The 20257-nt window shown below is 57.5% G+C and carries 17 protein-coding genes, 1 pseudogene and 1 riboswitch; of the genes and pseudogenes, 16 read left to right on the top strand and 2 right to left on the bottom strand.

Features of this window, described 5'->3' with window-relative positions:
- The first annotated feature begins 58 nt into the window (after positions 1-58).
- The 5 genes from KUD11_RS00095 to KUD11_RS00075 all read left to right on the top strand — a co-directional run bounded on the left by KUD11_RS00095 (position 59) and on the right by KUD11_RS00075 (position 3398).
- Positions 59-736: a response regulator transcription factor gene (locus tag KUD11_RS00095; RefSeq protein WP_109387695.1), complete on the top strand. Its 678-nt coding sequence runs from the start codon at positions 59-61 to the stop codon at positions 734-736.
- On the top strand, positions 733-2067 hold the full coding sequence (locus KUD11_RS00090; protein WP_109387697.1) for a sensor histidine kinase: 1335 nt from the start codon (positions 733-735) through the stop codon (positions 2065-2067). The genes KUD11_RS00095 and KUD11_RS00090 overlap by 4 nt, the downstream gene beginning before the upstream one ends.
- A gap of 109 nt (positions 2068-2176) precedes the next feature.
- Positions 2177-2314, top strand: a complete 138-nt coding sequence (locus tag KUD11_RS00085) for a hypothetical protein (RefSeq protein WP_181375336.1) — start codon at positions 2177-2179, stop codon at positions 2312-2314.
- A 129-nt stretch (positions 2315-2443) separates the two neighbouring features.
- Positions 2444-2782 carry a hypothetical protein gene (locus KUD11_RS00080; RefSeq protein WP_109387699.1) on the top strand — a complete coding sequence of 113 codons (339 nt, stop codon included), beginning with the start codon at positions 2444-2446 and terminating at the stop codon, positions 2780-2782.
- A gap of 403 nt (positions 2783-3185) precedes the next feature.
- A complete protein-coding gene (locus KUD11_RS00075; protein ID WP_109387701.1) occupies positions 3186-3398 on the top strand; it encodes a hypothetical protein in 213 nt (70 codons plus the stop codon).
- A 137-nt stretch (positions 3399-3535) separates the two neighbouring features.
- Here the strand turns inward: KUD11_RS00075 and KUD11_RS00070 are convergent, their stop codons facing one another.
- Entirely contained in the window at positions 3536-4711 is a 1176-nt protein-coding gene (locus KUD11_RS00070; protein WP_109387703.1) for an amidohydrolase family protein, read from the bottom strand.
- A 244-nt stretch (positions 4712-4955) separates the two neighbouring features.
- Between KUD11_RS00070 and KUD11_RS00065 the strand changes: the two genes are divergently transcribed.
- The 5 genes from KUD11_RS00065 to KUD11_RS00045 all read left to right on the top strand — a co-directional run bounded on the left by KUD11_RS00065 (position 4956) and on the right by KUD11_RS00045 (position 9302).
- Positions 4956-5381, top strand: a complete 426-nt coding sequence (locus tag KUD11_RS00065) for a MarR family winged helix-turn-helix transcriptional regulator (protein WP_109387705.1) — start codon at positions 4956-4958, stop codon at positions 5379-5381.
- 391 nt (positions 5382-5772) lie between these two features.
- The gene (locus tag KUD11_RS00060) at positions 5773-7263 is read left to right on the top strand and encodes a 6-hydroxynicotinate reductase (protein ID WP_109387707.1); all 1491 of its coding nucleotides are present in this window, start codon (positions 5773-5775) and stop codon (positions 7261-7263) included.
- 5 nt (positions 7264-7268) lie between these two features.
- A complete protein-coding gene (locus tag KUD11_RS00055) occupies positions 7269-8213 on the top strand; it encodes a UPF0280 family protein (RefSeq protein ID WP_109387709.1) in 945 nt (314 codons plus the stop codon).
- Positions 8140-8721, top strand: a complete 582-nt coding sequence (locus KUD11_RS00050; RefSeq protein ID WP_109387711.1) for an amino acid synthesis family protein — start codon at positions 8140-8142, stop codon at positions 8719-8721. The genes KUD11_RS00055 and KUD11_RS00050 overlap by 74 nt, the downstream gene beginning before the upstream one ends.
- Positions 8718-9302, top strand: coding sequence for an amino acid synthesis family protein (locus KUD11_RS00045; protein ID WP_109387713.1), 585 nt, complete (start codon positions 8718-8720; stop codon positions 9300-9302). The genes KUD11_RS00050 and KUD11_RS00045 overlap by 4 nt, the downstream gene beginning before the upstream one ends.
- 438 nt (positions 9303-9740) lie before the next feature.
- On the opposite strand, the gene KUD11_RS00035 is transcribed toward KUD11_RS00045, so the two are convergent.
- Positions 9741-10049 (bottom strand): hypothetical protein, encoded by a 309-nt coding sequence (locus tag KUD11_RS00035; RefSeq protein ID WP_224380311.1) that lies wholly within the window; start codon positions 10047-10049, stop codon positions 9741-9743.
- Between the two features lie 146 nt (positions 10050-10195).
- On the opposite strand from KUD11_RS00035, the gene KUD11_RS00030 reads away from it, so the two are divergent.
- The 6 genes and pseudogenes from KUD11_RS00030 to KUD11_RS00005 all read left to right on the top strand — a co-directional run.
- A complete protein-coding gene (locus KUD11_RS00030) occupies positions 10196-11305 on the top strand; it encodes an efflux RND transporter periplasmic adaptor subunit (protein ID WP_109387717.1) in 1110 nt (369 codons plus the stop codon).
- Positions 11302-14385 carry an efflux RND transporter permease subunit gene (locus tag KUD11_RS00025; protein ID WP_109387719.1) on the top strand — a complete coding sequence of 1028 codons (3084 nt, stop codon included), beginning with the start codon at positions 11302-11304 and terminating at the stop codon, positions 14383-14385. Before KUD11_RS00030 ends, KUD11_RS00025 begins: the two co-directional genes overlap by 4 nt.
- Positions 14386-14917: 532 nt before the next feature.
- A riboswitch (glycine riboswitch) is annotated at positions 14918-15003 on the top strand.
- A 165-nt stretch (positions 15004-15168) separates the two neighbouring features.
- Positions 15169-16290 (top strand): glycine cleavage system aminomethyltransferase GcvT, encoded by a 1122-nt coding sequence (gene gcvT / locus KUD11_RS00020; RefSeq protein ID WP_109387721.1) that lies wholly within the window; start codon positions 15169-15171, stop codon positions 16288-16290.
- A 16-nt stretch (positions 16291-16306) separates the two neighbouring features.
- Positions 16307-16666 (top strand): glycine cleavage system protein GcvH, encoded by a 360-nt coding sequence (gcvH, locus tag KUD11_RS00015; protein WP_109387723.1) that lies wholly within the window; start codon positions 16307-16309, stop codon positions 16664-16666.
- Positions 16667-16682: 16 nt separating this feature from the next.
- Positions 16683-19526 carry an aminomethyl-transferring glycine dehydrogenase gene (gcvP, locus tag KUD11_RS00010; RefSeq protein ID WP_109387725.1) on the top strand — a complete coding sequence of 948 codons (2844 nt, stop codon included), beginning with the start codon at positions 16683-16685 and terminating at the stop codon, positions 19524-19526.
- A gap of 334 nt (positions 19527-19860) precedes the next feature.
- Positions 19861-20257: pseudogene (locus tag KUD11_RS00005) on the top strand (hypothetical protein); the annotation flags it as partial.

Here is a 20257-nt window from a genome sequence, read left to right as displayed (position 1 = left end):
CTTGCGGGCAAAGAGCAGAGCGTTCACGCTTGGGATCGAAATACAGGGCTTTCAATCCATGCGCGTTTTGCTTGTCGAAGATCACCCGCCGCTGGCTGAGGCCATCATGGATGCCCTGAGGCGTGCGGGATTCACGGTTGATTATGCAAGGACTGCTGCGGAGGCGATTGAGGCTGCCGGGATCGCGGATATCGCCTTGATCCTGCTGGATCTGGGATTACCTGACGGGGATGGGCTGAAAATTCTGCCACAGCTGCGCCAGGGAGGCCGCGTGCCCGTCATTGTCCTGACCGCACGGGATCAGTTGGAAGACCGGCTCGCGGGGCTTGACGGTGGTGCGGATGACTATGTTGTCAAACCGGTTGAGATGCCTGAACTGATCTCGCGGTGCCGCGCCGTCCTGCGCAGGCCGGGCGGTCGCTCTGCAACAGTGCTGAGGGTTGGTCCGCTGACCTTTGACACGGTTGCGCGTAGCGCCAGCGTATATGACATCCCGGTGATGCTTAGCCGTCGTGAGTTGGGCGTATTGGAACAATTGATGCGCAGCGCTGGGCGCGTCGCCCCGCGCGCTGTGATGGAAGAGGCTATTTACACGCTGGACGATGAGGTCACGCCGAACGCGCTTGATGCGGCGGTCTCGCGCCTGCGCCGCGCGCTTGACGGGGCCGGTTGCCCCTTTCCCATCGTGACTGTACGCGGGATTGGCTGGATGCTGGCGGGCGAGGTGCTAGAATGATCGCGCGTCCACTGGCACAGATCCTGACCCTGCGGCTGGTGCTGATGGCATCTCTTATTGTGCTGGTGAATTTGATCGCCGTCGGGGTCTATTATGGGTCGGATCGCCGTGCGATCGAGGACGAGGCGATTTCCCGTCAGATAGCAAGGATGGAGGCCGCGCTGGAGGGCAGCATGCTGCCAGCGGATGCCGCCGTCCGCGATCTTTACGCTGAACACCCGCAAGCTTACGCCTTTGCGTTGGTCAATCGCGGGGGCGTTGTTCTTGAAGAGGTGAACCCAGACCTGATCCCGCCTGTGGCCACGGATATCTTTGCTGATAATTGGGTCACGCGGCTGAACACCCCCAGCGGGCCGCTGATTGTAGCAGGACACGAGTTTGCGGGCCGCACGGACGGGCTACGTATGGTGTTCGTTATGGCGGGTGACCCCGCAGGCCTGTTGCAGCAGGCGCTTCTGGCGGAGCTTTATCTGCATGTCGCAGTGCCGATCCTGCCGGTGGTATTGCTGCTGCTTGGCGCCAATGCCTGGCTGATCCGGCGCGGCCTGACCCCGCTTGCTGCCGCCGCCGCTTGGGCGCGTGGCCTGCATCCGGGCCGGTCCATCCCACTCTTGCCATCAGACGGGCTTCCGACCGAGGTAGCCGACCTTGTCGAGGCCACACAACGCTCGCTGGATCGCCTGAACGAGGCATTGGAGGCTGAAACACGCAACGCGGCCGAGGCCGCGCATGCTTTGCGCACGCCGGTCGCTGTTCTTGTAGCACGTCTCGATGCCCTTCCTCCGGGTGAGACGACAGACCGCCTGCGCGCGGATCTGGCCGCACTTTCGCGTACAGTGGCGCAGGTGCTGGCCTCAACGCGCGCCGATCGGCTGGAGGTGGCGGACGGGGCTGGGCTGGACCTGCGCAATGTGGCGCAGACCGTTGTGGCCGCTCTCGTGCCTTTCGCCCATGTAAAGGGGGTGGTTTTGTCACTCGATCAGCCGGGTGATCCGGTCTTGGCCCATGCGGACGCAGAAGGGGTGGAGATCGCCCTGTCCAATCTGATCGAGAATGCGATCTTGCATGGCGGGTCGAGCGCGGTGGAGGTCACCGTGGATCACGGCCCGACCATAACGGTGCGCGATCACGGCCCAGGCCTGCCGCAGAATGCCGGGGCAGAGATGTTCAGACCCTTCTGGCGCGGGCCGAATGCGGTTCCTGGGGGGGCAGGGCTGGGCCTTGCCATTGTTGAGCGGGTGCAACGCGGTCAGGGTGGAAAAATCGAAGCCCATACACCCGAAGGCGGTGGATGCATTTTCGTGCTGACCTACAGACAAGCTGAAAAATAAATACGGCTCAGGCAAAAATAAATACGTCCCGTCAGGCTGTCGTCAGACAAGTGGTGGATACCTGTGTCATCGGATCAATGGGTGATCCACAGTCATACAGGAGACAGATATGGACCACGTTCAGAAATTTGACCTCAAGCAGGCCGGCGCATGGCTGTCGAGCGAAGTCGAAATTCGCGTGAAAAAGAAATGGCTCGTTGCCGGTGCGGCGGTGGTTGCCGTTTTGATAATCATCGCGCTCGACTAGGGTCTGTTGTCGCAAAACGCATTCAGCCCTCGCATCCATCGATGCGAGGGCGGCGTTCGCCACAGTAGATGAATTCAATTGAAGACATCACCCGCTAACCGGCCCCCTTTTGTCCATAGGATCAAAACAATGAAAATTATTGCAACTGCCGCCCTCATTTTTTCACTCAGCACGCCCTTCGCGCTGGCCCAGACGATCACTGCCATTGCCGATGCGCAACGCGGTGCGATGGTTACCGTGCAAGGCACTGTTGAGCGGATCACTGATGAAGACGAATTCCGTCTTGCCGATGCCAGTGGCGACATACGGGTCTATGTCGGGCCAAACTGGGTGCCCGCAGATGTTGGTGAACTCGTGATCGTCAACGGATTTGTCGATGACGATCTGGTTGGCCCGCGCGAGATCTACGCACGCAGCCTGACCCGCGCCGACGGTACGGTTATAGAATTCGACCTCCGTTATGAATGAGGGATATGCCCGATGGGTGGTGTTGCTGCCGTGCAGTGGGTGGTTTTAGCACCTGTTGTGAGAAAGCCTGATACATGGCCGGTGGAAAATCCGGCCATTGAGACGTGCGCTGATAATTGAGCGTGGATATCTTGGCCAACGGGCCATACCCAACCTCAAAATCCGCAGCGCAAATCCCAGCTCATACCGATATCCGCCGCAAGCGTCTGAGCGTCTGCCTGAGCGATGTTGCGGGCAGCGTGATTTCCTCTCTCACAAGATGGGGCAGCCCCTTCAGGAGAGGGCGGTGGCTTGCCTTAGATCGACATCAGTTCGTGCATCCGAAGCGCTTGGGTGTGAGCGATACGTGAAGTGCTACCCCTCTTGCTTTTGAATTACTGATCGATTTTGAAAGAGCGAAGATATGGGCAATGCAAAGGCAGCCGAAGATGAACAGCTCATCGCAGAGCAGGCGATGGATGAGTTAATCATCGAAAAGCTGACTTCGAGCAAAGCAGGGCGGTTTCGCAAGCTCCTAAATAAGCTGGGCGATAATAGCTATGTATCACGCTCTAGAAGGGATTTCGTAGGTCCGTTGCCCGCTTTTATGTTGATACTTAGAGGGCCTATTGCTTGAACGGGTCTGCTCGCATCTGCGCGGGGCGGGTAGCAGCGGTGCCTTAACGAGACGCAAATTTCAGGCCGAAAACCGCACAGTAAAGAACCCCGAAAACGCCGTAAGATTGCTCTTTTGGCCAGATCTCAGGGAGACCGTCAGCTTTCCTCTTCGGGAAGGTTTTGTGCCGGAGGGGTATTTCGACTGCGACGGCTGCAAATCTCGCCATCAATGATCATCATGCCAATGCCGGGCAGGTTGCCAAGCTGGACGGATTCAAGGATGTTCTTGCCGGGCGCGTGTTGGGCTTGATCCATCAGCACAAAATCGGCGGAAAAGCCGGGCTCCAGCAGTCCAACGTCCAACTCGCGCTGGCGTGCGGTGTTGCCGGTTGCGAAACAGAACGCGATTTCAGCAGGGACATTTCCAAGGCTGGATAGCATTGCAACCATACGCATGATGCCCAAGGGTTGTACGCCCGAACCTGCCGGACCGTCAGTGCCAAGAATGATCTGATCGAGCTTGTTCAACTCGCGCGTGGTGTTCAGCGTCAGCAGGGCGGCGCGTTCGTTGCCATTGTGGACAATCTCCAAGCCCTTGCCGCAGTTTTCGCACAAACAAATGATCTGATCGTCGGGCAGCGCCGAGTGGCCACCGTTGATATGGCCCACCACATCGGTGCCTGTTTCCAGCACCATATCAGCATCGATCAGACCCGAACCGGGGATGGACGGACCGCCCGTATGAATGGTGGATTGAATGCCATATTTACGAGCCCAATTGACCATCTGATTGGCGGTCTTGCCGTCTTTGACAGAGCCCAACCCCACTTCGCCCAAGAATTTTACGCCAGCATTGGCCAGTTCCTTGAAGTCGTGCTCCTCCATCCCGTGCTCAATGACGGGCGCACCTGCCAACACCTTGACGCCGGACGGGCGGAAATTTTCGTAAAACCGTTGAGCGGCAATCGACATCGCCTTTAGTCCGACAATGTCTTTCGGGCGACCAGGCATATGAACCTCACCCGCCGATATCATCGTGGTGACACCACCGTGCAATGTTGAATCGATCCACCCCAATTGCTGTTGGCGTGGGGTGTAATCGCCCACGACGGGATGCACATGGCTGTCAATCAGACCGGGTGCCAGGGTCGATCCGTGGGCATTAATCTTTGTGGTCGCATCTTCGGTGTCGAGATCTTTTTCATACCCGAATTCTGAAATCTTGCCGTCTATCGCAATCACACAGTCTCCGTCGGCGATCGGCGCCTCCATCTTTCCCGTCAAGATCAGGCCGATATTCCTGATCACCAGCTTGCGTGTTGACTTCGCCATTGGGGTCTCCAGTGTTGCATTTGTGTTTGTATGCTAACGACAGAGGCGCGGCTGTCCACTTTTTTCTCTGATCTTTGACAGGCACTTGGCACCGGTTTGCGTGGCGGAGGATCAAAAGCTGTGCGCCTTTGCCTCCTACGTCCCGCGTGGGGCTCGGGTTGTAAACTTATCTCAAGTCGCTTACCGAAAAGACGGGGTGTCACCGGTTTTCAGTGATTGAAACCAGGAGCGGAGTGGCGGAGATTTGGAAGAGAACGAAGGCAAATACATTCTTGACCAACAAGTTGGCTACCTTCTGCGCTTGGCCAACCAGCGCCACTCATCCTTGTTTCAGAATGTCATCCCGCTTGGCCTGACGCCAACCCAGTTTGCGGCTCTGGTCAGATTGGCTGATCTCGGTGAGTGCTCCCAGAACGAACTGGGGCGGCGCACAGCCATGGATGTTGCTACGATCAAAGGTGTGATTGAAAGGTTGCGCAAAAAAGGATTGGTTGAAGTCAATTCTGATCCCAATGACAAACGGCGTACAATCCTGTCGATACCTGACAAAAAGATCGAGATTGTGCCGGACCTGCATGACGCAGGTCGACAAATCTCGGACCTGACATTATCACCTCTGACCACGTCTGAGCGAAACACGCTTTTGCGATTGCTCAAGAAGCTTGGATAACTTCGGCTGGGCTGAGGGGGCCGTGTGATCCCACATGTCTACGTCAGTCGCTGCTGAGTTAAGCGCCAGCTATACCTGACTTTAATTGGCTATTTCATCGGCTCCACAATTAGTATTTGACACATCCCACAGTCCACTAATAATGTTAGTATGCAAGCGATTTGAGCTGGAAGACCCACGATGCCTTGCCAGCTGCGGATTGTTGCTGCCCATCTTGTTTTGGCTGCGGCGACGGGTGTTTGAGTAAGAGAAATCTGGGCGCAAGCGTTGGTTTGAAGCAGAGCGGCGAGGCTGTTTGGGGGCGCGTGATTACCGTGCCGGGTGAGGGTTCTGGTGCCGCACTATTTTCGTGATCCCCCTTGGGGAGGTACGGCCCTAAAAGGTAGAGAAAATGACTGACAAAGCTCACGTAAAATCCGAGAAAATACGCTGCGATGCCTGCCCGGTCCTGTGCTATATCGCGGATGGGAAATCCGGTGCCTGCGATCGCTATGGCAACCACGCGGGCGAGCTTGTCCGGCTTGACCCATTGACGATCATTTCAAATTCCATCGAAAGCGGTGCAAAGGCTGTGCCCTTTATGAAGGGTAATAGCGGCAATGATTGGGACGGCGACCTGGTTCAAAGCAACCGGCCGTTCATCACGGCCGTTGGGGCAGGGACGACATACCCTGATTACAAACCCGCGCCGTTCATTGTTAGCCAGAAGGTTGATGACACTGACATGGTCACCATCGTGACTGAGGGTATCTTTAGCTATTGCGGTGTGAAGGTAAAAATCGACACCGACCGCTTCATTGGTCACGAGCGTGACATTGTGCTGTGTCAAGGCGAGCCGGTCGGCCATGTGATGACCAGCGAATACGGCTCAAAAATGTTGTCGCTGGGCGGTGTTGAGCACCTGACGGGTGGGACCAAGAAGGAAGGCCGCGTCACCTGTGACACGTTGCTGAAGCTGTGCAACGGTGAAGCGGTTGAGCTCACTGTGGAAGGTGGCGCTTGTGTTGTGGTGCAGGCGGGCAAGGCCCCTATAGTCAATGGTCAGGCCGAAAAACTGATGCGGGTGGGCTGTGGCTCTGCGGCCATCGGGATGTTTGCATCGCAATGGGTGCAGCATGTGGATGAGGTGATTGTTGTCGATGATCACATCACAGGGGTCCTCTCGGAGCATCAGGCAGGCAAGATGCTGAACGTGCCGCCTTCGGGTATCAAGATCCGTGGCCGGCGATCAACGCCGGGGCGCTATTTTCAGGTGGCACAACCCGGCACCGGCTGGGGTGGGACGGATGTCGAAGACCCGCTGACCATTTTGAAACCAGCCGATAAAAATGTCGCGTGGCAGGGGCTCCGACTTTTGATGGTGTCCACAACGGGCGAGCAATACGCATATTTTCAGCTAGACGCGGACCTTGAGCCGCAGCCGGTTCCATTGACCGAAGCCTTGCAATTTTCAGTGGACCGGATCGCAGAGAATTGCGAACCCTCGATCTGTTCCGTCCTGTTCATGGGGGGGGCTGGGGGGTCTTTGCGGGCGGGGGTTACAGAAAACCCGGTGAAACTTACCAATTCGGTTAAGGATGCTCTGACGCATGTGTCGTGTGGCGGTGCCAATGCCTATGTCTGGCCGGGCGGCGGGATTACTGTGATGGCTGATGTGTTGGATATGCCATCGAATTCCTTTGGCTATGTGCCGACGCCTGCGCTTGTGGCGCCCATTGAATTCACGATGCGCCTATCGGACTATGTGGCATTGGGCGGGCATGCTGATCATGTCAGACCAATCGAAGACGTCATTTTGGGTTCTGTGCGCCGGGTGGGCCGGATTGATCCCGAAGCGGATCCGACGGCAAAACACAATTACCGATGGAAAAAGGGTAGCTGAGCACCATGCAGGGGCCTCAAGCCGCTATTCTGGGTGCAGGTGACCGCCTGCATCTGCACCACGGGCCGATTGATCTGATCATAGGTGCGGATGCAGAGAAACCCGGCGCGCGTCAGGTGGCGTTCGAGGCGGCTCATCAGCGGTTTCAGACGATCCTTGAGGGGCTGGTAGAGGGGCTCGTGCAGCATCGGAGCCAATTGACGCCCCGGACGCCTGCGCCTGCTGATCCGGTCGCACAAAGAATGTACCAAGCTGCGGGCCCTTCGTGTGAACAGTCCTTTGTGACACCGATGATCGCTGTCGCAGGTGCCGTTGCAGACGAAATCCTTGCGGCAATGTGTTCTGCGGTCCCGTTGCAGCGGGCCTATGTGAATAATGGCGGGGACATTGCTGTGCATCTGTCAGAGGACACAGAGTATTTGGTTGCAATGGCCCAAGTCGATGGCAGCGATCTGGGGCGCATCCGGTTCACATCCGCAGACGGCATTCGCGGGATCGCCACTAGCGGTCGGCTGGGCCGCAGTCATTCGCTTGGTGTTGCAGATAGTGTTACAGTGCTTGCCGCGACCGCAGCGCAAGCCGATGTTGCGGCAACGCTGATCGCCAATGCGGTCGATCTGCCCGATTGTCCGGATATTATACGCGAACCCGCCAGTGATTTGTCACCCGACAGCGATCTTGGCGCGCGGCTTGTCGTCACTGGCGTCCCTCTCTTGAAGGCGGCAGACTGTAAAGCGGCCCTTGAAGCTGGGCACACGCAAGCACAATCAATGCTTTTCTTGGACCAGATCAAAGGGGCCGCGCTGTTTTTGCAGGGTCAAAATATCACGGTTGGCCAGGGGTTTAGCCAATCTCAATACATAACGGAGTTAGAAGATGTCAGAGTTGGAAGTGCGCAAAATCGTCTTGAGTGTCGAAGAGATTTACCACGAAGGCGGTCCCCCAGTTGATGTGCCATTGCTGCGCGGTGCCTGTTTTGCCGTGATTACCAACCCGTTTGCTGGCCGTTTTGAGCCGGATATCCAGTGGTTCATGGACGATCTTCGCCCACTTGGCCTGCAATTGGCGCAGCGTCTTGCCGCCGCTGTCGGCGGGGCCGACAAGGTCTCAGGATACGGCAAAGGCTCGCTTGTTGGTGCGGCGGGAGAGCTGGAGCATGGCGCGCTTTGGCACGCGCCCGGTGGTTATGCCATGCGCGAAGTTATTGGCGGGACCAAGGCGATTGTGCCGTCCGCTAAAAAGGTTGGCGGCACCGGCAGCCGCCTTGATGTGCCAATTGCCCATATCAACGCGTCCTACGTGCGCAGCCATTTTGACAGTATGGAAGTTGGCCTCAACGATGCGCCCCGTACAAATGAACTGCTGTTTGCGTTGGTCATGATGACTGGGCCGCGTATCCATTCCCGCTCCGGCGGATTGGACGCATCGGATATCAAAGGGGAGGATGGTTTGAAATGAAAGCGCGTATCAGAAAAATTGGCGTTTGGGTCGAAGAAACGCATATTGAGGGCGGTAAACCAATCGGGCCACCAACCCGCAAGGCCGTGGCCTGTGCGGTCATCGAGAACCCTTTTGCAGGACAATATGTCGAGGACCTTGAGCCGCTGATGGAGATTGGCGCAGAGCTGGGCGGGATGCTGGGCGAGAAAGCTGTGGCCGCGCTCGGGATCAAGCCCGCTGATGTCGAAAGCTATGGCAAGGCTGCGATGGTTGGAGAGGATGGCGAACTGGAACATGCCGCCGCACTTTTGCATCCCAAGATGGGCGCGCCTTTGCGCGTGGCGGTGGAAAAGGGGACGGCCCTTGTCCCGTCCTCCAAGAAACGTGGCGGGCTTGGTCAGGATCTTGATATACCGCTGGGCCACAAAGATGCAGCTTATGTGCGGTCGCATTTCGACGGCATTGAAATCCGCTTTAATGATGCACCCCGGCCAAAAGAGATTCTGGTCGCCATTGCCGTCACTGACAGCGGCAGGCCATTGCCACGGGTTGGTGGGCTAAAGCACGAAGACGCAAAGGGGGAGGATGGGCTGCGCTAAAGCTCAACCTGAAGAGGGCATTTTGTGATGTCAGACATGATATGCGACGCGATGTAATATGATGTGGTGATCTTTGGCGTGACGAGGCCTGCTGGCCTGTCGCAGGCGATCCGGCCGAAGAAATTGGACGCCAATTGCATCGTGTGGTGGCCCTTGAAAAAAGGGGTAAGGTTGGGGCGTATATCTTGTCGGGGGCTGTGCTTGCCCCTTCTGAGCTTGATACACTGAGCCCGGATTGGAAGGGCAAGGGCGCGCCAGTCACGGAGCCTGTCAAGGTGGGCATTTTTTATATGTTGGGCGAGGCGGGCAAGATATGGTTGCCGAATATCGTGATGCCGCTCCTGATAAACAGTCACGGCAATTACATCGTTTGCCATGGGCAATATGTGCCGCTGGATTGCAGAGCAAGCCGAAGATCTGGGCATTCCGCCAATCAACTCAGGGGAAGACCGGCGCATGGTTTGCGGGGCCATGAAAGTGCTTCAAGACACCAACGCCGTCCTCAGGGGGGGTGGCTTGATTGAAGGCGCCAATAACAAGCCCGTCATGACCGCGCACCAAAGTATATTCGGCACCGCCCGCACGGCCCAGAAACCGTCCACACCCATATTTGAGGCCCAAAAACCGCGACCGTGTCTGCCCGCGCGTGGTGAGACCGCGCCAGAGACAACATTGAAAGACATGCGGGTCATATTGCTCGGCATAGTGGGCCTCCAAATTCTGTGGATGCAGGTGGACTGATGCCACAAAAATCTCAGTCAGGAATTTATGTAGAGCTTTCCCCCTCGCGTGGGGATAACACCTATGAGGACGGTGCGTCTCAGAGGATGGATGACGCAGGGGCCAATGACGCTATATGTTAAGGCCATGAGAATGTAGGTGGGATCCAAGACATGACACGTACGTCCTTCTGGAAACAACTGGTTGTTTGCGCTGTGATATTAGCCTGCGCAGGTGGCGCGTGGCAGTACCGCGCCGAATTGTCCGCGCTTTTGGGCGCGCCAGGCAGCATGGTTCAATCCGCCCCTGCACCGACCCAACAGGCAACAGGCACGCCCGTCATCATAGCCACGACCAGTATTGTTGCAGATGATCTTTCGTTCACCGCAATCGGCACGGGATTCGCGTCCCGCTCCGTCACGCTGCGCGCCCCGTCCGGTGGGCAAATCACAGCACTTGGCATCTCGGCGGGCACGCGATTTGCGCAGGGCGATATAGTGATGCGGCTTGATGACACCGACCAAGAGTTTGAGCTGTCCTTGGCCCAAGCCCGCTTGGAGCGTGCGACGTCTGACCGCGACAGGTTCCGCCAACTGCAAAATGCAGGGACTGCCGCCACCGTGCGCTATGAGGAAACCCAAACCGAATTTACGGTCGCCCAGATTGAGGTGGACCGCGCCCGCGCGGAGCTTGACGAGCGGGTGCTGCGTGCGCCTTTTGACGGGATTGCAGGCCTGTCCCCTGTCGAAGTGGGCGACAGGATCGCGGTGGATGATCCCGTAGCCAGCTTTGATGATCGCAGCGTTATATTGGTCGAGTTTGACCTCCCCGAAGCCCTCTTGGGCCGCGTTTCGCTTGGGCTACCGTTGAAGGCCAGCACGCCATCGGCGGAAGGGCGCGCATTCGACGGCGAAATCGCCGTGATCGACAGCCGGATCAACGCGGCCACGCGCACGGCGCGGGTGCGTGCCGCCATCAACAACGACGCGGACTTGCTGCGCCCGGGTGCGTCTTTCTCCCTAACGCTGGATCTGCCGGGGCAGATGTTCCCGGGGGTTCCGGAATTGGCGCTGCAATTTGCCGATGGCACGCTGCATGTCTGGCGCGTGGTGGACGATGTGGTGGAAAGGGTTGAGGTGCGTCTTGTCCGGCGCCGCGGCGGCAATGTGATTGTCGATGGGCCATTGAGCGAGGGCGACAGGATTGTCGTCGAGGGCACCCAAAGGTTACGCCCCGGTGCGGCGGTCGTGGTGCTGAACGCGCCTGAGGGAACAAGCTCATGATGATTGGCGGGCAGGGGATCAGCGCGCTCAGCGTGCGCCGCCCGTATCTCGCAGCTGTGATGAGCCTGATGATCATGATCGCAGGTATCGGCGCGCTCTGGGGGATCGAGGTGCGCGAATTGCCCGATGTGGACCGCCCCATTGTCTCGGTGCGCGCCAATTACCCCGGTGCCTCGCCCACGACGGTCGATGCCGAGGTTGCCTCGCTTGTCGAAGGGGCGGTTGCGCGCGTGGCGGGCGTGCGCTCTGTGCGGACCTCCTCCGAGGAAGGCAATTTTCGCATGCGGGTTGAGTTTAGCCCCGGCGTTGATCTGGCAAACGCGTCCAATGATGTCCGCGAGGCCGTCTCGCGCATTGAAAACCGCCTGCCCAGCGGTGTCACTGACCTCTTTGTGGTGAAGTCTGAGCAAGATGCCGATCCCATCGTTGATATCGCCGTCTGGAGCGATACCCGCCCCATCGACGAGCTGACCCAACTGGTCGAGGACGCGATAGCCACGGAATTCACCGCCGTGGACGGTGTGGCCGAAGTGGTCCTCTTCGGCGACCGGTCACGTGTTTTGCGGGTCGAGGTGCAGCCGGGCCGTCTTGCCGCGTTCGAGCTTTCGATTGGCGAAGTGGCGGATGTTCTGCGTGCGGCGCAATTTGACGTGCCTGTCGGCAGCTTTGGTGCTGGCGCACTGGAGGTGTTGGTGCGCGCGGATGCGACCGTCTCTGACCCTGAGCGGATTGAGGATCTGAAGCTGCGCGACAACGTCCGTTTGGGCGATGTCGCAGCGGTCTATTTCGGGCTGGCCTCGCCGCAGAGTGTTGCGCGGCTTGACGGGCGCATGATCGTCAGCCTCGGGATCGTGCGGCAGGCGCAATCGAACACGGTGCGCATATCGGATCAGATGAACGAAGCGATTGCAGGGCTGAAACTGCGCTTTCCTGATTTGGGGTTTCAGGTGACCAATGATGCGGCGGTGTTTATCAAAGGCTCCATCGTGGAGGTGATGAAAACGCTGGCTTTGGCTTTGGTGATTGTGATCGCGGTCATGTGGCTCTTTTTTGGCCGGCTGAGCGCCACATTGATCCCTGCCATCACCATCCCCATCGCCCTTGTCGGCTCCATCGCGGCCATTTGGCTGATGGGGTTTTCGATCAACCTGATCACGCTTCTGGCGATGGTTTTGGCCACGGGTCTGGTCGTGGATGATGCCATTGTCGTGACCGAAAATATCCAGCGGCGCAGGCAAGAAGGCATGGGGCCAAAGGCAGCGGCGGTTGTCGGATCGTCGCAGGTCTTCTTTGCCGTTATCGCCACGACCATAACGTTGATCGCTGTGTTTGTGCCAATCTCGTTCCTGCCTGGTGATGCGGGGCGTCTTTTCACCGAATTCGGTTTTGCGCTTGCGATTACGGTCATGATTTCATCCTTCGTGGCCCTCACAGTCTGCCCGATGCTCGCCTCTCTTGGTGATCCGCTGGGCAAGAATAACGCGCTGTTTCATGGGATCGGCGCGGGCCTTTCAGCGCTCTATTCGGCCATGGTGCGCCCGATGATCCGCGCGCCGCTGATCACGATTGTCGCCGCCAGCCTGCTCGCAGGGGGTGCGGCCCTTGTGTATGATGATCTGGGCGAAGAGCTGGTGCCGCCCGAGGATCGGGGCCTGATCTCGGTCTGGATACAGGGGCCGGATGGCACCAGCCTTGATTACACCGACCGGCAGGTCATTCAGGTCGAAGATATCTTGCGCCCCTACGTCGATCAGGGGATTGCACAGGGGCTTTATTCCATAACGGGGCGCTACGATCTCAACCGCGGCGCCATCGGCATGCGCCTGATCCCATGGGGCGAGCGCACCGTGTCTCAGGCCGATATTCAGGCCGAGATTGACGACCAACTCACGATGATTCCGGGCGCGCAGAGCCGCATCCGCAGCGGCAATAGTCTCGGCCTGCGCGGCGGATCAGGCGGAGGTCTGAGCATCGCGTTGACGGGGGCGAGTTACCCTGAGATTGCCGCTGCTGCCGATGATTTCGCCCGTGCGCTCGCGAGTGTCGAGGGGCTGTCGGGTGTGCGTGTGCAGTATCAGGCAACACAACCGCAGCTGAGCATCACCGTAGACCGCGCTCGCGCGTCGGACCTGTCGGTGCCGATGTCGACCCTTTCGACGACGCTGCGCGCCCTGATTGACGAGGATGAGATTGCCGAGCTGACCATCAACGATCAGGCCATCCCGGTGATATTGCAATCCGCCGCAGGATCGGTGCGTGATCCCGTTGATCTCATGAGCCTCTATGTGCGCTCTGATGTGGGAGAGCTGATCCCGCTGAGCCAGATTGTTACGCTGGAGGAAAAGGGGGTTGCAGCCGAGCTTGACCGCCATGCCCAACGCCGCGCCATCGAAGTGGATGCGTCGATTGGAGCCGAAGTCACCCTGCGCGAAGTGATCGAGGATGTGCGCGCGCTGGCGCAGGAAACACTGCCCGACGGTATCGGCCTGATCTTTCTGGGAGAAGCAGCCTCACTGGACGAGACGTCCTCGGCGCTGACCGCGACCTATATCATCGCTTTGTTGGTCGTTTTTCTTGTGCTTCTGGCACAGTTTGAGAGCTTTTCGAGCGCGCTGGTCGTCATGATCACTGTGCCCTTTGGCGTCTGCGCTGCAATCTACGCGATGCTTCTGACGGGAACCACGATCAATATCTACAGTCAGATTGGCGTGCTCATGCTTATAGGGGTAATGGCCAAAAACGGTATTCTGCTGGTCGAGTTTGCCAACCAATTGCGCGATCAGGGCCAATCCGCGACGGATGCCGCCCTCAATGCGGCCAAGGCCCGCCTGCGCCCGATTTCGATGACATTGATCTGCACGGTTATGTCCGGCCTGCCGTTGATTTTGGGCAGTGGACCGGGGGCGGAGGCGCGTGCCGCAATTGGTTGGGTCATCGTCGGTGGATTGGGTCTGGCTGCGGTGTTCACGTTGTTTCTGACGCCTGCCGCTTATGCGCTTGTGGCTGGCTTGACCACCTCGCGGGCGTCAACCGCACAAGCGCTTGAAGAGGAGATGAAGGCCGCAGCTCCAGCGGAGTGACTGTGTGCGTGGTCGTGGTGCTCCCATGACGAATTTGTCCCATAATGCTTCCGTCCATTCCTGAGAAAGGACGTCACCATCAAACCATGGGATAAAACGCCATATTTGACCTGTCATCATATTCTACTGTGTCAGGCCCGCGAGACTGGCGTATGGGCGCTGGTGGGTGGTGTCAGCCCGCCGCCACGCAGCGATGAGATCATGGGCGTGTCGCAGGCTGCCCGATACGAAGTCTGAGATTCATTGTTGCTTTGGTTTTTTTGCTGCCAGCGGCGCATTTTCGTCCGTCTCATTCAGCGACAGTTATTTGGTTTTCGCATGAGCCTCTTTTATCCCGTTGTGCTTGGGGCGCCATTTGTAAAAGCCGCATACCTAAGAAAGATCAGCCTCCGGAAAACCCGGCGCGGGTCAATGTGATGCCGAGCACTAGTCGCGCAGGCGGTCTAAAAGGGCGTAGGAACGCTCGAAAAAGTGCCCTGTCATCGATAAAAAAACCTCTTGCGTACCTACGCTTAAAGCGCGATTATCCCTCAAATCGACGTCGGGAGAACCAACTAAGTTGGTGCCGAAGGAGCAACCGCCCCGGAAACTCTCAGGCAAAAGGACCGACGCCGATACGAAGACTCTGGAGAGTGGTACGTAGATCGTGCCCGCCGAAGGGATAGCAATCTCAGGCCAAGGTACAGAGGGGGCATCACGCGAGAAAGCATTTGCTTTCGAACAAAAGTGGTGCTTCAGGATATCTGTAATATCCGGACGCCTCGTTGTCAGTAGGGGCCTCCGATGAACGAACTTTTCCATACTCCGCTACATGCACTTCACGTTGAACTTGGCGCCAAGATGGTCAGCTTTGCGGGCTATGCCATGCCGGTTCAGTACCCGAGTGGTGTCTTGCACGAGCATTTGCACACCCGCAGCAAAGCGGGCCTGTTTGATGTCAGCCATATGGGGCAGGTGAGGGTCGAGGGTGCCGATTATATAACAGCGGCAACCGCGCTGGAGACGTTGATCCCGGTTGATATTCTCGGGCTTGAGCCGGATCGGCAACGCTACGGGTTTTTCACGAATGACGCAGGCGGTATCCAGGATGATCTGATGATATCCAACCGTGGCGATCATATCTTTCTGGTCGTCAATGCGGGCTGCAAGGCCAATGATATCGCTTATCTGAAGGCTCGTTTGAGCGGGGTTGCCGTCACTGAGATCACCGATCGTGCGCTGCTGGCGCTTCAGGGACCTGCCGCCGAGACCGTCTTGTCCACGCTGAATGCAAAAGCCGGCAGCATGCGGTTTATGGATGTCGCGTCCCTGTCGCTTGCGGGGGTTGAGTGCTGGGTGTCGCGGTCAGGATATACCGGCGAAGACGGCTATGAGATATCTGTGCCTTCTGCGCAGGCCGAAGCGTTTGCGCGAGACTTGCTTGCCCACCCGGATGTTGCACCGATTGGTTTGGGCGCACGAGACAGCCTGCGTTTGGAGGCAGGACTTTGTCTTTACGGCCACGATATTGATACAGATACGACGCCTGTTCAGGCGGGACTTGGCTGGGCAATCCAAAAGGTCCGGCGCAATGGCGGCGACCGTGCGGGTGGCTTTCCCGGTGCAGATGTCATTTTGGCTGAACTCGGCAATGGTGCTGCGCGCAAGCGGGTTGGCTTGCTGCCTGAGGGCCGTGCGCCGATGCGTGAGGGTGTGCCACTGTTTGCCCAAGTCGATGATGAGATACCCATCGGAATGATCACATCTGGCGGTTTTGGGCCTACAGTCGGTGCCCCGATTGCGATGGGCTATGTTCCCACAGCACAAGCCGTGACCGGCACCAGGGTTTTCGGCGAGCTGCGCGGAAAACGCCTGCCGCTGACGATTACATCGCTTCCCTTCACACCTGCAAACTTCAAACGCTAACACACGGAGAAAACACATGAAATATACTGAAGAGCATGAATGGCTGCGCCCTGAAGCAGACGTTATTGTGGTTGGCATCACCGCGCATGCAACGACGCAATTGGGCGATATCGTTTTTGTCGAGCTGCCCGAGGTGGGTACCAAAGTCGCCAAAAATGAAGAGGTGGTGGTTATCGAAAGCGTCAAAGCAGCCTCGGATATCTTGGCCCCTATTGATGGCGAAATAGTCGAAGTGAACACAGATTTGGCAGACACCCCCGCACTCGCAAATGAAGATGCGACTGGCGCGGGCTGGTTTTTCAAGATCAGGCCGTCGGACGTATCGCAGATAGACGGCTTGATGGACGAAGCTGCCTATAACGCCTTCATCGCTTGAAATTTCGGAGCCTGACATGACCTTCACCCCCACCGACTATCTGCCCTATGACTTCGCCAATCGGCGTCACATCGGACCATCGCCTCATGAAATGGCGGAGATGCTGAAAGTGGTGGAGGCTGACGATCTGGAGGCGCTCATCTCTGATACGCTTCCCGCAAAAATCAGACAGGCCAAGCCGCTTGATTTTGGCAAGCCGATGTCAGAGCGCGAACTCCTCCACCATATGAAAGCCACCGCGTCCAAAAATAAGGTTCTGACCTCGCTGATCGGGCAGGGCTATCACGGTACAGTCACGCCGCCTGCGATCCAGCGTAATATCTTTGAGAACCCTGCGTGGTACACGGCCTATACGCCGTATCAACCCGAGATTTCTCAGGGCAGGCTTGAGGCTCTCTTGAATTTCCAGACCATGGTGTCTGACCTGACGGGGCTGGAAATCGCAAACGCATCTTTGCTGGATGAGGCGACGGCCTGCGCTGAGGCGATGACAATGGCGCAGCGCGTGGCCAAAACGAAAGTTAAAGGCTTTTTCATCGACGAAAATTGCCATCCGCAGAACATTGCGGTGATGAAAACGCGCGCCGCGCCTTTGGGGATCGAGATCGTTATAGGCAAGCCCGATGACATGGATGCCGCCACCGTTTTCGGGGCGATCTTTCAGTATCCGGGGTCATATGGACATCTGCGCGATTTCACGCCGCTGATTGCGAAGCTACACGAGGCACACGCCATCGGCATTGTCGCAGCGGACCCGCTATCGCTGACCTTGCTCAAGGAGCCAGGGGCGATGGGCGCAGATATTGCGGTTGGCAGCACGCAAAGGTTTGGTGTGCCTGTTGGCTATGGGGGGCCTCATGCTGCCTATATGGCGACCAAGCAAAACTACGCACGCTCCATGCCGGGCCGCCTTGTTGGCGTCTCCATCGACAGCCACGGCAATCGGGCCTACCGACTGTCGCTGCAAACCCGCGAACAGCATATCCGGCGTGAAAAGGCGACTTCGAACGTTTGTACAGCACAGGCCTTGTTGGCTGTTATGGCGGGGTTCTATGCCGTCTTTCATGGACCCGAAGGGCTTAAGGCGATTGCCCAACGGATACATCGCAAGACAGCACGACTGGCTGAGGGGATCAAAAGCGCAGGCTTTGACGTCCGTCCTGCGACATTTTTTGACACGATTACTGTTGAGGTTGGGCCCCTTCAGGCTGCGGTGCTCAAATCAGCAGTAGATGAAGGTATTAACTTGCGTGCAGTCGGCACGACACAAGTGGGCATCACTCTGGACGAGCGCACGCGTGCCGAAACGATTGAAGCTGTCTGGCGTGCATTCGGCATAGACCGCGAAGACAAGGATTATACGCCGCACTATCATGTGCCGGAAAACCTGATCCGAACCTCCGAATACCTGACCCATCCCGTCTTCCATATGAACCGCGCTGAGACCGAGATGATGCGCTATATGCGCCGTCTTGCGGACCGCGACCTCGCACTTGATCGTGCGATGATCCCGCTGGGGTCATGCACGATGAAGCTGAACTCCGCCGCTGAAATGATGCCGGTGTCATGGGATGAATTTTCGCTGCTGCACCCCTATATCCCCCGCGATCAAGCCGTAGGTTACATCGAAATGATCGATGATCTTTCTGCGAAGCTTTGTGATGTGACAGGGTATGACGCAATCTCGATGCAGCCCAATTCCGGTGCGCAAGGTGAATATGCAGGCCTCTTGTCGATTGCGGGCTATCACCGTGCGAATGGTCAAGGGCATCGCAACATCTGCCTGATCCCGATGTCCGCGCATGGCACCAATCCGGCCTCGGCCCATATGGTCGGCTGGCAAGTCGTCCCGGTAAAATCGGCACTCAATGGCGACATTGACGTCGATGATTTTCGCGCAAAGGCGCAGATGCATGCCGACAACCTTGCTGGCTGTATGATCACTTATCCCTCCACCCACGGCGTTTTTGAGGAGACCGTGATTGATATCTGCAAGATCGTTCATGATCACGGCGGTCAAGTTTACATCGACGGGGCAAATATGAATGCAATGGTCGGACTGTCGCGTCCCGGTGATCTGGGAGGGGACGTGAGCCATCTGAACTTGCACAAGACGTTTTGTATTCCTCACGGCGGTGGCGGCCCCGGCATGGGGCCGATTGGAGTCAAGACCCACCTCATCCCGCATCTTCCGGGCGATCCTACATCGGGTGAGGGCGCTGTTTCTGCCGCCGCTTTCGGATCGCCTTCGCTCCTGCCGATTTCCTGGGCATATTGCTTGATGATGGGGGGCGAAGGGCTGACACAGGCGACACGCGTTGCGATCCTCAACGCCAACTATATAGCCAAACGGCTCGAAGGGGCGTTTGACGTCCTTTACAAAGGCCCCACTGGACGCGTTGCGCATGAGTGTATCATTGATACGCGTCCTTTTGCCGAGACCGCCCACGTCACAGTGGACGATATCGCAAAACGCCTGATTGATTGCGGCTTCCACGCGCCGACAATGAGCTGGCCAGTGGCAGGCACGCTGATGATTGAGCCAACGGAGTCCGAGACCAAAGCCGAGCTTGACCGTTTTTGTGATGCGATGTTAGCCATCCGAGCTGAGATCGCAGACATTGAAAACGGCAGCGTCGATGCTGAAAACAGTCCGTTGAAGAATGCACCGCATACGATGGAAGATCTCGTTAAGGACTGGGACAGGCCATATTCTAGAGAAACGGCTTGCTTTCCCCCCGGTGCATTTCGCATTGATAAATATTGGCCGTCGGTTAACCGAGTAGACAATGTCTGGGGTGACAGGAACCTGACCTGCACATGCCCACCGATGGAAGACTATTTGGACACCGAAAACTAGAACGCGGAGTGCAGTCCTTGATGCACGTTACGAATGTCTTGTTCGTGCCCGCCGCGGCCGCCTGCGCAGTTTGCAGCAGTTGATATATCGGCCCGAACAAGACATCCGCCGCAGCGTAGATGAATGACTGCTAAAGCGCCCGCCGTCCGGGACTGTTACGAGCATTTTGCATGAAATCTGAGCATCAGATTAGGGACTGTTGACGTTCAGGATTCCCAACGCATTTGAGTTCTGCTTCAAGGTTGCAAACAGAGGAGAGCAGCCTTGACCGGAAGAGTTTTGACCGATGCGCAGTGGACCATCATACGAACCGTATTGCCTTGGGAAGTTATCCGATCCGGGACAAACCGGGCGTGATCCCCGCTTGTTCATTGAAGCGGTCCTGTGGATTGTCCGCACCGGGGCGCGTCGCCCATTGGGCTCGAACCAATGGCGCCACGATGGGCAACCGTGAGTTGCCGGACGAATTCGGAAAATGGAACAGCGTGTTCAAGCGGTTCCGTCCCTCTCGGTGAATGTCCCATTCACCTGTCAGCAACGGTGGGTCAAAGCGGGCGCTTTTCATTGCCTGTTCAAAGAGATGACTTCAGACGCAGACTTGGAATACGCGATGATTGACGGAGCGATTGTGAAGGTTCACCGCTCGGGTCAGGGCGCAAAAGGGGGACTCTTTGCCAGGCCATCCATTGCCCGCGAGGGGGCGTTCTCGTGGTGGCATAACGACGAAGATA

It is taken from the genome of Roseovarius carneus (assembly GCF_020141465.1).
GTDB lineage: Bacteria > Pseudomonadota > Alphaproteobacteria > Rhodobacterales > Rhodobacteraceae > Roseovarius > Roseovarius carneus.
The sequence above is the reverse complement of the archived record's forward strand: the minus strand, read 5'-3'. Positions and strand labels throughout refer to the sequence as shown.

Bases quoted from the DNA above. Each gene is read 5' to 3' on its own strand.
- KUD11_RS00095 (WP_109387695.1), top strand. From the start codon at position 59: ATGCGCGTTTTGCTTGTCGAAGATCACCCGCCGCTGGCTGAGGCCATC.
- KUD11_RS00090 (WP_109387697.1), top strand. From the start codon at position 733: ATGATCGCGCGTCCACTGGCACAGATCCTGACCCTGCGGCTGGTGCTG.
- KUD11_RS00085 (WP_181375336.1), top strand. From the start codon at position 2,177: ATGGACCACGTTCAGAAATTTGACCTCAAGCAGGCCGGCGCATGGCTG.
- KUD11_RS00080 (WP_109387699.1), top strand. From the start codon at position 2,444: ATGAAAATTATTGCAACTGCCGCCCTCATTTTTTCACTCAGCACGCCC.
- KUD11_RS00075 (WP_109387701.1), top strand. From the start codon at position 3,186: ATGGGCAATGCAAAGGCAGCCGAAGATGAACAGCTCATCGCAGAGCAG.
- KUD11_RS00070 (WP_109387703.1), bottom strand. From the start codon at position 4,711: ATGGCGAAGTCAACACGCAAGCTGGTGATCAGGAATATCGGCCTGATC.
- KUD11_RS00060 (WP_109387707.1), top strand. From the start codon at position 5,773: ATGACTGACAAAGCTCACGTAAAATCCGAGAAAATACGCTGCGATGCC.
- KUD11_RS00055 (WP_109387709.1), top strand. From the start codon at position 7,269: ATGCAGGGGCCTCAAGCCGCTATTCTGGGTGCAGGTGACCGCCTGCAT.
- KUD11_RS00050 (WP_109387711.1), top strand. From the start codon at position 8,140: ATGTCAGAGTTGGAAGTGCGCAAAATCGTCTTGAGTGTCGAAGAGATT.
- KUD11_RS00045 (WP_109387713.1), top strand. From the start codon at position 8,718: ATGAAAGCGCGTATCAGAAAAATTGGCGTTTGGGTCGAAGAAACGCAT.
- KUD11_RS00030 (WP_109387717.1), top strand. From the start codon at position 10,196: ATGACACGTACGTCCTTCTGGAAACAACTGGTTGTTTGCGCTGTGATA.
- KUD11_RS00025 (WP_109387719.1), top strand. From the start codon at position 11,302: ATGATGATTGGCGGGCAGGGGATCAGCGCGCTCAGCGTGCGCCGCCCG.
- gcvT (WP_109387721.1), top strand. From the start codon at position 15,169: ATGAACGAACTTTTCCATACTCCGCTACATGCACTTCACGTTGAACTT.
- gcvH (WP_109387723.1), top strand. From the start codon at position 16,307: ATGAAATATACTGAAGAGCATGAATGGCTGCGCCCTGAAGCAGACGTT.
- gcvP (WP_109387725.1), top strand. From the start codon at position 16,683: ATGACCTTCACCCCCACCGACTATCTGCCCTATGACTTCGCCAATCGG.